At 47.1% G+C, this 12,422-nt stretch carries 15 protein-coding genes and 1 pseudogene; 6 read left to right on the top strand and 10 right to left on the bottom strand.

Annotated features, from left to right (window positions below):
- Positions 1–112: 112 nt before the first annotated feature.
- Positions 113–829, top strand: a complete 717-nt coding sequence (locus tag ACFW2W_RS24495; RefSeq protein ID WP_378184386.1) for a carbonic anhydrase — start codon at positions 113–115, stop codon at positions 827–829.
- Positions 830–920: 91 nt separating this feature from the next.
- On the top strand, positions 921–1,262 hold the full coding sequence (locus ACFW2W_RS24490) for a hypothetical protein (protein WP_378184385.1): 342 nt from the start codon (positions 921–923) through the stop codon (positions 1,260–1,262).
- An 80-nt stretch (positions 1,263–1,342) separates the two neighbouring features.
- Here ACFW2W_RS24490 and ACFW2W_RS24485 read toward each other — a convergent pair whose 3' ends face one another.
- Positions 1,343–1,840: a DUF29 domain-containing protein gene (locus tag ACFW2W_RS24485; protein WP_378184384.1), complete on the bottom strand. Its 498-nt coding sequence runs from the start codon at positions 1,838–1,840 to the stop codon at positions 1,343–1,345.
- Between the two features lie 355 nt (positions 1,841–2,195).
- On the opposite strand from ACFW2W_RS24485, the gene ACFW2W_RS24480 reads away from it, so the two are divergent.
- Positions 2,196–2,441 (top strand): hypothetical protein, encoded by a 246-nt coding sequence (locus tag ACFW2W_RS24480; protein ID WP_378184383.1) that lies wholly within the window; start codon positions 2,196–2,198, stop codon positions 2,439–2,441.
- A gap of 43 nt (positions 2,442–2,484) precedes the next feature.
- Here the strand turns inward: ACFW2W_RS24480 and ACFW2W_RS24475 are convergent, their stop codons facing one another.
- The 5 genes from ACFW2W_RS24475 to ilvA form a co-directional block, all read right to left on the bottom strand.
- On the bottom strand, positions 2,485–2,706 hold the full coding sequence (locus ACFW2W_RS24475) for a type II toxin-antitoxin system HicA family toxin (protein WP_378184382.1): 222 nt from the start codon (positions 2,704–2,706) through the stop codon (positions 2,485–2,487).
- Complete coding sequence (locus ACFW2W_RS24470) at positions 2,703–2,933, bottom strand: type II toxin-antitoxin system HicB family antitoxin (protein ID WP_378184381.1); 231 nt, start codon at positions 2,931–2,933, stop codon at positions 2,703–2,705. The genes ACFW2W_RS24475 and ACFW2W_RS24470 overlap by 4 nt, the downstream gene beginning before the upstream one ends.
- Positions 2,934–3,034: 101 nt before the next feature.
- Positions 3,035–3,532: a DUF29 domain-containing protein gene (locus ACFW2W_RS24465; RefSeq protein ID WP_378184380.1), complete on the bottom strand. Its 498-nt coding sequence runs from the start codon at positions 3,530–3,532 to the stop codon at positions 3,035–3,037.
- Positions 3,533–3,693: 161 nt separating this feature from the next.
- A complete protein-coding gene (locus tag ACFW2W_RS24460; RefSeq protein WP_378184379.1) occupies positions 3,694–4,284 on the bottom strand; it encodes a nucleotidyl transferase AbiEii/AbiGii toxin family protein in 591 nt (196 codons plus the stop codon).
- A 260-nt stretch (positions 4,285–4,544) separates the two neighbouring features.
- Entirely contained in the window at positions 4,545–6,056 is a 1,512-nt protein-coding gene (ilvA, locus tag ACFW2W_RS24455; RefSeq protein WP_378184655.1) for a threonine ammonia-lyase, biosynthetic, read from the bottom strand.
- A 149-nt stretch (positions 6,057–6,205) separates the two neighbouring features.
- Between ilvA and ACFW2W_RS24450 the strand changes: the two genes are divergently transcribed.
- Both ACFW2W_RS24450 and ACFW2W_RS24445 read left to right on the top strand, forming a co-directional pair.
- Entirely contained in the window at positions 6,206–6,778 is a 573-nt protein-coding gene (locus ACFW2W_RS24450; RefSeq protein WP_378184378.1) for a transposase, read from the top strand.
- A 348-nt stretch (positions 6,779–7,126) separates the two neighbouring features.
- Positions 7,127–8,224 carry a sensor histidine kinase gene (locus tag ACFW2W_RS24445; RefSeq protein WP_378184377.1) on the top strand — a complete coding sequence of 366 codons (1,098 nt, stop codon included), beginning with the start codon at positions 7,127–7,129 and terminating at the stop codon, positions 8,222–8,224.
- A gap of 471 nt (positions 8,225–8,695) precedes the next feature.
- On the opposite strand, the gene ACFW2W_RS24440 is transcribed toward ACFW2W_RS24445, so the two are convergent.
- Positions 8,696–9,982, bottom strand: coding sequence for a DEAD/DEAH box helicase (locus tag ACFW2W_RS24440; protein WP_378184376.1), 1,287 nt, complete (start codon positions 9,980–9,982; stop codon positions 8,696–8,698).
- Between the two features lie 301 nt (positions 9,983–10,283).
- A complete protein-coding gene (gene arfB, locus ACFW2W_RS24435; RefSeq protein WP_378184375.1) occupies positions 10,284–10,706 on the bottom strand; it encodes an alternative ribosome rescue aminoacyl-tRNA hydrolase ArfB in 423 nt (140 codons plus the stop codon).
- 96 nt (positions 10,707–10,802) lie between these two features.
- Between arfB and ACFW2W_RS24430 the strand changes: the two genes are divergently transcribed.
- Positions 10,803–11,654 (top strand): tetratricopeptide repeat protein, encoded by an 852-nt coding sequence (locus tag ACFW2W_RS24430; RefSeq protein ID WP_378184374.1) that lies wholly within the window; start codon positions 10,803–10,805, stop codon positions 11,652–11,654.
- On the opposite strand, the gene ACFW2W_RS24425 is transcribed toward ACFW2W_RS24430, so the two are convergent.
- The gene (locus ACFW2W_RS24425; RefSeq protein WP_378184373.1) at positions 11,641–12,216 is read right to left on the bottom strand and encodes an ISAs1 family transposase; all 576 of its coding nucleotides are present in this window, start codon (positions 12,214–12,216) and stop codon (positions 11,641–11,643) included. The two genes, ACFW2W_RS24430 and ACFW2W_RS24425, sit on opposite strands and share 14 nt — an antisense overlap.
- Positions 12,176–12,422 (bottom strand): annotated as a pseudogene (locus tag ACFW2W_RS24420) (ISAs1 family transposase); the annotation flags it as partial. The gene ACFW2W_RS24425 and the pseudogene ACFW2W_RS24420, both read right to left, overlap by 41 nt.

The following is a 12,422-nucleotide window of genomic DNA, read 5'->3' as shown; positions in this document are numbered from 1 at the left end:
GGCTGCTTCTGTCTTCTGTGAAATCTGAAGAAACTAAAAAACAAAAACAAAGTCTAGCTTCGGCTTTGAACTTTGAATCGTTTATTCTGCAACTTTTACTTCTTTAATAGCGATGAATCAAAACAATGGGTTGATGGGGCGGCGCAATTTCTTGAACTTAACGGGAACTGGCGGAATAGCACTGATGGCTGCTGTGACGGGAAGTGCATTCTGGGGCGTGCAAGCAAACCGAGCGATCGCTGCGACTCTTGAGCCTTCCAACCCCGATGCCGCCCTAAAACGGTTGATGGAGGGCAATCAACGGTTTGTGCAACATAAGGGCAAGCATCCCGATCAATCAGAGGAACGCATTAAAGAAGTTGCCCAGGCACAACACCCTTTTGCAACTCTGCTAACCTGCGCGGATTCGCGGGTGCCTCCGGAAATTTTGTTTGACGAAGGACTCGGTGATTTATTTGATATCCGTGTTGCCGGAAATATCGTGACGCCGGAGGTGCTTGGCAGTCTGGAATATGCTGTAGCTGTCCTCGGCACTCCTGTGATTATGGTTTTAGGTCACGAACGCTGTGGTGCTGTCACCGCCGCAGTCCAAGGGGAACGTCTCCCTGGAAACATGAATTCTTTTGTTAAAGCCATCAAACCCGCGATCGCTAAGGCAAAAGATGAACCGGGCGATCCGGTTGATAATGCTGTAATTGCAAATGTTCGGTATCAAATTGAGAAATTAAAACAAAATTCAACGATCGTTTCTGAACGATTGCTGGATGAAAAGCTCAAAATTGTCGGAGGTCGTTACGATCTTGATACCGGAGAAGTCACGTTGATTTAGGATCTTGCGATCGCTTCTGTTGCAATCATTGGCACTTCCCCACTCTAGGAGTTGTTAGCAGTGGAGCGATCGCGCTTGATTCAACAGAACAATGTCAATACCGAAAAAAGGGACAAGAAGGATTATTGTTGACCGAGAGATGCTTCTTTGGTTGATCCGAAGAAAAGCTACTAATACTCAGTCAGACTACGGGTGCGGGTATCTTCATGTTGCCGTAGAACACGCTCAAGAACCTGGCTCGGTGTTAGTGATACTCACAGATAAGCCTCACCCACAGGATTGGAGAACAACTGAAGTAAGACCAGTAAAGCCTTCAGATATAACAGGATGGATACTGCAAGCAAAGCAAATTGGATGGCAACCTAAAAAATCAGGAGTTCCATTTGTTGTTAAAGTTGCAGGTGAATGCCTTAAAAAGTATAAATTTTTATAGAGCATATTCAAAGGAACTGAAACGATCGCACGGTCTATAATCCCAACCCATTGACTGTAGCATTTCGGCAGAATAACCTATTATTCCATCACTTCATCCGCCGCAGGTTCACCCGGATAAAAGCCATTCCTAAAAATTTCTTCCAATGTATATGAGCCATTCTCCGGGAAGGTTTTTAGCGGCAGGTTTGTTTCTCCTGTTGCCAAATCTCTACCACTCTCATATATCTTTTGCAATGCTTCCTCAAGATAGGGCTTAAGGCTGGGATTTTCTTCCAATAATTCTTGAGTATCCCGACGCTGTACGCGAATCGTCATCAACCAGGTACGGCTTCGTTGTTTTGGTTGATATTCCCATTTTAAAAGATGTCCAATTAATACCTTTAAACGATTTCTCAATTCTGCACGTTGTTGTTTCCCCAACGATTCAATCTCCTCAATTAAATTAGGCAGATCGAGATGACTCCACTGCTGATGATGCAGGAGTTTAGCCTGTTCCTGAGTCCAAGCATAGAAGTCAGTTTCATAAAGACTTTGCATTAAGGTTCCCGGTGTCTGTTCAGTTTGTGGTGTTTGCATAAGAAAGTAAAAACCTGGCGATCTTTTTCCAATTCTATTAGGAGTCTAACAACGCTAAGCTAAGCGATCGCTTAGCGTGCGTGTAGCGCGATCGCACTATCCCGAAAATAGCTTGTTCGCTCGTGCATCGAATTTTCTACAGCAGCCTCACCCCTCCAAGTCCTCCTGCTTAACCATCTCCAAGGGTAGCTCTAGCGCCTCTGCAATTTGCTCGTCGCTTAAGCCAAACTGCCGTAATTTATCAATTTTAATCTTACTTTGATTCTTGCTGCGCTGCTGGAAGTTAGGAATATCTGGCTGATTTTTATCTGAGGTGGCATTGGGGATATCTGAGCAAACATTGATATAGCCAATTATGTTGCTATTACTTGCAGAAGCGGCTAATGAAATTCAACAACTCCTCAAACAGTTAGAGAAAACCAATCTTACTGAGGCTGAAAAGATTGCCTACGTTAATGATGAAACTACTCGTAGCTTCAAGCGTCGTGTAGTTGGTGCATTGCAGGCTGGTAGTGAAGCTGCTATTGAAGAGTTCTTAGACAATCCCTATGTCAACATTGGGAAGGCTATTATTAAAGGTTGGATGAAGAAACTAGAATAGGTTGTGGTGCGATACTGCATAACATCTCTGTCTTGAAGCTGTCTCACAATAGTTCAATGAATTCGTCTACACTCAAGTCCACTTGTCGGATGATCGCACGTAGAGTCCCTCGATCTAGCTCATCGTGATTTGGTATGCTGACTGTCGTTTTAGGTTCTTCACGAATTAGAATGATGTAACTGCCACGTTGCCAAGCTACAACCAAGCCAATCTGCTCAAGTGCCTTGACACATTTTGCACCAGAGATGACAGGCAACTTACTCATACAAGCACAACTTCAACTCTATCGTCTGGAACAGGTTCGCCACGAGTTTGCAGAACCTCGACGTAGAGAGCGATCGCCTCTTCGATATTGGCTAAAGCTTCTTCACGGGTTTTTCCCTGACTGATACAGCCCGGTAAACTTGGTACCTCGACAACAAAATAACCATCCTCACCAGGATACAGCAGCACTTTTCGCCTAGATTCAACTTGAGGTTTTGCCACAGTCATTGTTCAACACCTGCTCGGTTCCTGCTTTCAAATGCTAACACTCAGTAGAGACAGAGACTGGAGCGATGCAAACAGGAATCAACACAGCGATCGTGTCGCTCTTATTCCATTACATCATCTGTTGCAGCTTCACCTGGATAAAAGCCATCCCTAAAAATTTCATCTAACGTATAGGGGCAACTCTCCGGGAATGTTTTTAGCGGCAGGTTTGTTTCTCCTACAGCCAAATCTCTACCACTCTCATATATCTTTTGCAATGCTTCCTCAAGATAGGGCTTAAGGCTGGGATTTTCTTCCAATAATTCTTGAGTATCCCGACGCTGAACGCGAATCGTCATCAACCAGCTACGGCATCGTTGTTCTGGTTGATATTCCCATTTTAAAAGATGTCCAATTAACACCTTTAAACGATTTCTTAATTCTGCACGTTGTTGTTTTCCCAACGACTCAATCTCCTCAATTAAATTAGGCAGATCAAGTTTGCTCCATTGCTGATGTCTGAGGATTTCCGCTTGTTCCTGCGTCCAGCTATAGAAGTCAGTTTCATAAAGACTTTGTATTAAGGTTTCCGGTGTCTGTCCGGTTTGTGGCGTTTGCATAAAAAGTCAAAATCTGGCGTTCTTTGCTTTATTCTAAAAAATTAGAGCCGCCTGTGATGAAATCACCCCATCCCAAAAACAGCTTATACGCCGGATTCTTGTTTTCATCCCCATAGCGATCGCCCAGTGTATCGAGAAATGCCTTGGGGGAAAATCATATACTAATAACCTTCATCTTCTTCCGGCTCGATCGCGATTTCCACAACTTCCCGCCACAGTTCCAGAATGTTCTCACTTGTTCCTAGTGCTGTGAGACAATTTAACACTTCGCCCGACTCCTGCTTCAGTTCGGGAAACGCCAATAACAGCATTGCCAAGTCGCGCCAGTCGGTACCCGATTTTGGCTTTCCCCGCCGCTGATAGTACGATATCACCTTACTAGCAATTAGCTCTGCTGGAGCCATTACTAACACTTGTTCGATGCGTTGTGCCTCTGGTAAATCGCTAACTTTCCTCATATCTACTAGGTGACGGTTGCCTGATTTATGCACCTGATAGAGTCGGTATCCTTGTCCTTCTTTAACTTCTCGAACACGCACGGCGATATGAAATTGCTGGCTCAAGTATTCGCGTAACTCTTGGACTAATTCTTCTGCTCGTACCGACATTAAGTCAATATCCTGTGTCATGCGCGGTTCGCCGACATAGGCATTGACTGCCTGTGCGCCAAACACCACTACGTCGTCGCGGTTCCGCAAAAATTCAAATACCGCAGCTTGGATAGTAGCCAACGGCAAGGGTTCGTTTGTCATAAACTCCCGGAAGCTCAGGATGTCAGCGCCAAGCATAATAGTTACTATCGAAGAAATTTAGCAAGTCCAGCAATTTGTTTTTGCGTTCCATACGCCTGAATCTTAGGCGACTTTCAATCTGAGAGCAACTACCAACCTACTAAGAAAGCTTTATTTGCAGGACTTACGCAAAGCTTATACATATAGCGTTTTTTCGGGTTCAATCCCCCTGTGGTTGCCCACACTATGTGGTGATGTGCGGTGAGTCCTGATTTGATTTCTTACCCCAAAAACAGCTTATACGCAGGATTCTGGCTTTCATCCCAATAGCGATAACCCAGTGTATCGAGAAATGCCTGCCACTGTTCCATCTCATGCGGCGGAACCTGCATCCCTACCACGATTCGCCCGTAGTCTGCGCCGTTGTTACGGTAGTGGAACATACTGATATTCCAATCCGGACTCATAGAACTGACAAACTTCATCAATGCGCCGGGACGTTCGGGAAACTCGAAACGATAGAGTAATTCATGGTGCGCCAGGGGAGAACGTCCGCCAACCATGTGACGTAAGTGCAATTTGGTCAGTTCGTCATCAGTTAAGTCAAGAGTTTTAAATCCGCAAGCTTCAAAACTTTCTGCCATCTTTGCAGCATCGGCACGGTTTTGAATTTGCACGCCGACAAAAATATGGGCTGATTTTTCATCGGCAATGCGATAGCTAAACTCAGTAAGATTGCGCCTGCCAAGACATTCACAAAACTTGCGGAGACTGCCTGGTTCTTCAGGAATCGTAACGGCATAAATAGCTTCGCGGCGTTCGCCAAACTCTGCTCGTTCTGCCACAAAGCGGAGGCGGTCGAAGTTCATGTTAGCACCGCAAGCAACGGCAATCAGCGTTTGTGCTTCGATTTGCTCCCGTTCGACATAGGCTTTGGCACCTGCGATCGCTAATGCCCCCGCTGGTTCTAAAATCGATCGCGTATCCTCAAATACGTCTTTAATTGCGGCACAAGTGTCATCTGTACCCACCAGAATAATCTCATCCACATATTGCTGACACAGCCGGAAGGTTTCTTCCCCCACTTCCCGCACTGCAACCCCATCAGCAAATAAACCCACCTGCGATAAGCGCACTCGTTTCCCTGCTTTCAGCGATTGATGCATAGCATCGGCATCCACTGGTTCAACGCCAATAATCTTAATATCGGGACGCAACCGTTTCACATACGCTGCAATCCCAGAAATCAATCCGCCACCCCCAATCGCTACAAAAATGGCATGGATGGGTTGCTGACATTGTCGCAGAATTTCCATCCCAATCGTACCCTGTCCAGCAATGACGTGCGGATCGTCAAAGGGGTGAATAAAGGTTAAGCCTTTTTCTGCCTCTAGCTGACGGGCAAATGTATATGCATCGTCGTAAGTATCCCCATGCAACACCACCTCTCCCCCTCGCGCTTTGACGGCATCTACCTTAACCTGAGGCGTGGTGACTGGCATAACGATAATCGCTTGGGTTCCTAGCTGACGTGCAGCAAGGGCGACTCCTTGGGCATGGTTCCCAGCAGATGCGGCAATTACACCCTGCGCTAGCATATCCGGCGACAGGTTCACCATCTTGTTGTAAGCACCCCGCAGCTTGAAGGAAAACACGGACTGCATATCCTCCCGCTTGAGCAGTAGTTTATTATTCAGCCGTGCAGATAGGTTAGGAGCGTATTCTAGAGGGGTTTCTTGGGCGACATCGTAGACACGAGCCGTCAGGATTTGTACCAGGTAGTCGCAGAGCATGGGCACAAGGGGTTAGCAGATGGCGGATGGAAGACAATTTTACTTCACTGGTGGGTTGAGATCCCCGACTTCTTTAAGAAGTCGGGGATCTGAAACAAGTCGGGGATCTGGGGGAATACTACTAAAGACAGATTCTGTGACTTGTACCCATGCCGCAAAGACGGATTCGACTACAAATCGGGAACTTTTACCATATTTACAATCGGGGAAACAATCACCAAGCGATTTTTTTCGAGCGTGAGAACTATCTTTATTTTCTGCGATTAGTGAGGCAGCATCTCACAAGCAACGGAGTAGATGTTGTTACTTACTGTCTCATGCCCAATCATTACCATTTCTTGGTTTACCTGAGAGATGAGAACTTGTCTAATGCAATGAAATCGCTCTCACTCTCCTACACAAAAGCGATTAATCAGCGGTTCAATCGGGTTGGGGTATTATTTCAGGGGCGGTTTCAAAGTATCCACGTTGACCGAAGCGATTATCTGGTCAATCTTTCACGCTATATTCATCTCAATCCGGTGAAAGCAAGACTAGTGCAGCAGGCTGGAGAATGGGAGTTTTCCAGTTATTTGGAATATGCAGGCTTACGGAAAGGAACGTTACCCAAAATAGAGTTTATCGGAGCGCAGATTGAGGGAGATTTGGCTTATCAGCAGTTTTTAGCGGATTGTCAATTGCCCGATAGCATTGGTTTCAAACGACTGCTGCTAGACGAGTAGCCTGAGAGATTAGATGCCCGACTTCTCTAAGAAGTCGGGCATCTTCGGTCATGTCGAAGAGTATGACCGTCTGAACGTTGAATATAGGGCGAAGCTGTAGTAAGACAGATTCGTTTTTATGAGCAGATAATTAATCAAATTGTGTTTCTCATTGCCTACATCGAAAGAGTTTGAATTAGAGGAAAAGAGAAATCAGGCATCTTTAGAGTGGGGATGTTGCGTTTCCTCATGTCAACCCAACCTACTGCGACGAGAGATCGCACGGGGAAAAGGTTTCCGAAGATGTGGTACTTAATTCTTATGAACGGTATCATACCCCTACCCGACTCGTGCAGAAAATCAAAAAGGATGTCTAACTACGCTTCTGACCGTCTTAAGCAAAATGCTGAAAGAATTATGCAACTGTGGGAGGTTCGAGCGCGTGATGAAGTCAGTGCGTCAATGCATCAGGATTCTCTTGTCTTGCAAAATTCACTACCTCAGTACTTAAACCAACTGGTAGATGAACTCTCAACCAGGATTGACAGGACGCCTACCCGAATCGCGACCGACAAGGTAGAGAGCAAGCGGATTGGCAAACAGCATGGACATGAGCGGGCGGGCTATGCCGACTACTCGATGAGTCAACTCATCTTTGAGTACCACATCCTCCGTCAAGTAATCTTTCAAGTTTTAGAGGAAGAAGCACCTTTAGAAGTGCAGGAACGAGATATTATTATCGGCTCTATTGAGCAAGCCGTTAATGACGCGGCTACTCAGTTCTCAAAGACGCTGCGAGATATTCAAGAGCTATTTATGGTGACGCTGACTCACGATCTTAGAAATCCCATTAATGTTGTGAAAATGGGAACTCAACTGATTCTGCGTCGGCTTGAACGAGGAGACACCCACTTTGATGTGGCGGCGAGAATGATCGGCGCGATCAATCGCCTGGATTCGATGATTCAAAATCTGCTGGATGCAAGTCGGCTGCGGGCAGGACAGAGCTTGAAGTTTGAAGTTGAAGAATGCGATTTAAATCTGCTAGTCCAGAACATAGTGGAAGATTTGAACTTCGCTTATGGAAAGCGGTTTGTTGTCGTCTCTGATTCTGAGGTCAGGAGCTATTGTAGCCCTAAAGAAATTCGGCGGGTAATTGAAAACTTAGCCATTAACGCCGTGAAATATGGCGATCCTACCGCGCTGATCACCCTCAGGCTTCAACAAACTGAAACGCAGATCAGCCTTACCATCCATAATGAAGGCGATCCGATTGCCCTAGACGCTCAATCAATCCTATTTCAACAATTTCGGCGAACCACCTCTGCTGAGGAGCAAACGGGATGGGGATTAGGATTATTTCTAGCAAAGAGTATAACTGAAGCGCATCAAGGTACGATTGAGGTTGAAAGTTTGGAGGGCAAGGGAACAAACTTTATCATTCAGTTACCAAAAGTTCCTCTTTAGGTAGCAAAGCCTTTAGCGATCGCATCGATTAAATCGTCTGGGCTTGAGTGTTTTCCCGATATGTCAACTACTCAACAGAAGAATCAGGGTTACAGTAATCTACGTGAGTGAAGGAATCTGACTGGTAGTGAGATCGCGCATATTGCCGTAGGTTGCGAAAACGCAAGGAAACCCAACATCTCTTTATTTACTACCAACACGACAATTCCATTCAATCGGACTATCCACACCCCAATCTCTTGTAGAAGCGCCGTTCCGCATATAGCGATGAAAACTGGAAGCAAAGTTGAGGCGTGACCGGCACAATGCTCATCTTGAAGCTATAGCAATCCTATTTGAGTTGTGAGATACCAGCGGTTCAGATCCCCGACTTCTTAGAGAAGTCGGGGATCTCGCCTTCACGAATCATTTAGGATTGCTATATAAAAGCGTAATCGCTTTTCATGAGTCAAAAGAGCGATCGCTGGGGGCTTAAGCAGTGTGAAGCCGTTTTCGAGCGCGACCTGGTGAGGGGGACTTTTTGCTGCGGGTGGGTGTGGATGGCGTCTGCGGCTTTGTGCGGTTACTGCGACCTTGATTTGTGCGCTGACGCTTCGGTTGGTCTACCCCGCTCTTAGCTGGGGAGGTTGGCTCGTAGCCTGGAATCACGTCTTTGACAAGGGTTTGATTGAGCAATCGTTCAATGTCTTTGAGGAATTGATATTCATCTTCGCTGACGAGGGAAACGGCTCGTCCAACGTTTCCAGCGCGACCTGTGCGACCAATGCGATGCACATAGTCTTCTGGTACATTGGGGAGTTCAAAGTTGACTACGTGGGGGAGCTGATCGATATCTAGACCCCGTGATGCTAGGTCGGTGGCGACTAATACTCGCACTTTCCCTTGCTTAAAGTCTTGCAGGGCACGGGTGCGGGCTGCCTGACTTTTGTTACCATGAATTGCAGTGCTTTTTAGCCCATCTTGAGCAAGTTGCTCGGCTAGACGGTTGGCTCCGTGTTTCGTGCGGGTGAAGACTAGTACCTGTTGCCAATTGTGGAACCCGATCATATGAGAAAGCAGCTCTCGCTTGCGATCGCGATCGACCGGATGCACCACCTGCTCTACCTGAGAAGCGGCGGTATTACGGGGAGCCACTTCGATCTGGGTCGGAGACTTTAGCAGGGTGCTGGCAAGCTGCTGAATCGGTTTAGAGAAGGTGGCAGAAAACATCAGCGTTTGCCGAGATGCAGGTAGCGTTGCCAAAATTCTGCGGATGTCGCGGATGAAGCCCATGTCTAACATGCGATCGCATTCATCCAGCACCAATATCTCTATCTGCGAGAGATTGACAGTCTTTTGCCCAACGTGGTCTAGCAACCGACCGGGCGTAGCGACTATAATATCAACTCCCCGACGCAGTGTTTGAACTTGCGGTACAATTCCCACACCGCCATAGACTACTGCCGATCTCAGCGACAGGTATTTACCATAAGTTTTGACGCTATCGTTGACCTGGGCTGCCAGTTCGCGAGTAGGGGTGAGAATGAGGGCGCGAGGCGTGCGATGCACCTGGTTGGCGTTGGTGGTACCCAGGAGTTGCAGTAAAGGCAGGGTAAAGCCAGCCGTCTTGCCCGTTCCAGTTTGAGCGCTGGCGAAAATGTCTTCGCCTTTCAATATGGCGGGAATTGCCTGCTGCTGAATGGGAGTTGGCTCAGTGTAGCCAGAGTCAGCAACAGCACGAAGCAGGTCTGTCGAAAGACCGAGATTATGAAATGTCATGGATGCGATCGCTCCTAGTGGTGCCCCTATCCCAAATCAAATGCCTGGGGCCAGTCTAAGAGCAGGAAATTTGTGGTTCAGTTGGATGGCTTGAATGAGCTTTTTCCAATGCGCCAGTAACAGACCGGAATGTACTGGCAAGAAACTCATTCTAACAGCAATTATGACAAAATATCTTAAAGAAGCTTGGGCTGAGCCACGCTCATCACAATGCTCTCCCGATCTTAGGGGTTTGTTTAATTTTGACACTTTTACTCAAGTCGCTCTTCTACCGCCGTCAACGGGACTAAGGCAGAAACTCTTATTCATCCGTAGCTTTCCCTCGCATTGTCTTAATATGCGATCGCTTACTTTTGCTATCAAGGCGCTTTCTTTGAGAGCTGCGAGTGGGTTTGCTGGGTTTGCGTCGTTTGGGTACCACGACTGCACTTCTAATCAGGGTTTGCAGTCGGCTCAACGCTTCCTCCCGATTCTGCTCTTGGCGGCGGTGTACAGTCGCCTTAATCACAACGACCCCATCCTTGGTAATACGCTGGTCGCTTAGCAATAAAAGCCGCTCTTTATAGCGATTGGGTAGCGAGGAAGCTCCAATGTCGAAGCGCAGGTGAATCGCGGTCGCCACCTTATTCACGTTTTGTCCCCCCGCCCCTGGAGAGCGAATCGCACTAATCTCGATCTCCTGTGCTGGGATGACTACTGTGTTGGAAATTTGTAGATAATTCATAAGTAAGATGAGGACAATACGCCGTTCTCCTAGGCAAGCGGTAGGCAGGTTCGGGAAGTCGGTGACGATTCCAGCATAGAATAGCAGACTCTTCGTTTGCGACTATCCCTGTCCGTTTCTAGAAATGTGTTTATTGACCATTCCAGTTATCAAAGAGTTGGCGGTTCGACTGAAATCTGGCTGGTGAGACTCATGGAGCAGCCCTCAGCAGAACAGTCAGTTCCAGAGAAAGGGGGAAGTAGTAGCCCAAAGTGCAGTGTTTTGAAATCAATTAAGATGCTCAGATCAACGGTTATTACAAATTTCTTGTTTGGTGTTTTGGTGTTGTTAATCGGAGCCATGCCTGTTGCAGCAAGTTCTTCTTCTGATGCGACGAATGCAGCGCTCATCCGCGCCCAAACCTTAAATAGCCAGGGTACACGTCAACTGGAAATTGGACAGGCTGAAACTGCTCTAGAAACCTGGAAACAGGCAGAAGCTGCCTATACAGCAGCAGGGGATGAAACGGGCATACTGGGTAGTCAGCTCAATCAGGTGCAAGCCCTGCAAACTCTTGGACAATATCGCCGTGCAAAAAGCTTGTTGGAACAAATCAGCGATCAATTGCACCTCCTACCAGATTCTCTACTGAAAGCCAGTAGCTTGCGAAGTTTGGGAATCACCCTATTTCATGTGGGTGATGTGCAAGAGAGCCACAGGATTTTACAGTCAAGTTTGCAGATTTCCCAACGCTTGAAGGGAGATACAAGCAGTACGCTACTGGCTTTGGGCAATGTGGTAAGAGTGCGACAGGATGATCCAAATGCGATCGCGTTCTACCAACAAGCTGCCGCAGTTGCACCAGATAATTTGATTCGGCTTCAGGCACAGTTGAATCTATTCAGCCTCTTAGTCGAAAACAATCAAACTCCACAGGCATTACCCTTATTCAGGGCTATTTCATTCTAAAGATTGACTTCAAGTGGTTCAAGCTGAACCCACAACGACGCTGAGCTTGAGCCATGTTGTCAAAGCCTAAATCACGATACAGGTTGAGAGCTAGATTGCGGGCGACTGCCCACAGTTGTGGGAGTGGCACAACTCGGATTCGAGACGCATCCTCACCTTGAGTCACGTCACGCACGTAATGAACCTTATTTTCCACTCCCCAATAGGCACGAATCCGAGTCGCAAACTGCTGCGCCGTTTCGCTCAAGGAAGAGATGTAGTAGCGCGTTTCTGTTTTTCCGACAATTTCGTATTCCCCTTTGAGCAGGGTTCGGGTGGCACTGACGCGAATCAGGGTGCACAGTCCTGCCCAAGAGCGAATCCCCTCAAGCGTTCGACAAATACTGACGATACGTTCCTCAACCCGTCCATGTCCTTGGCTGGATTCTCTATAAGTGTCTTCCACTTGAAAGTTCGCCTGCACTTCGTCAAACAATCCGCTTTGGTTGCCCTTAAGTGCGCCGAGATAGTGATTTTGGCTCTCAATGATTTGTTGACAAGTTTTTTTGGGTGTTAATCGCATCAAAGCCAAACACCACTCCAGCACAAGCAAACTGTTTGACTAACTGAGGCAGCACCTTGATTTCATTACTTTTACGCTCTACTTCGTAGGGTGCCAGAATGAAGCCTCGCTCGACCAAGTACACGCTCACCAGTTGAATGGCTGGATGCGGCTCAGTGGTTGAATGTTCTGATGCCAGTTGGTACGACCCACGCAATCGTTTGCCA

Origin of the sequence: Coleofasciculus sp. H7-2, assembly GCF_042747725.1 — a bacterium.
In the GTDB taxonomy this organism is placed as follows: domain Bacteria; phylum Cyanobacteriota; class Cyanobacteriia; order Cyanobacteriales; family FACHB-T130; genus FACHB-T130.
Note: the sequence above shows the minus strand (reverse complement) of the source record. Positions and strands in the feature narration are given on the sequence as shown.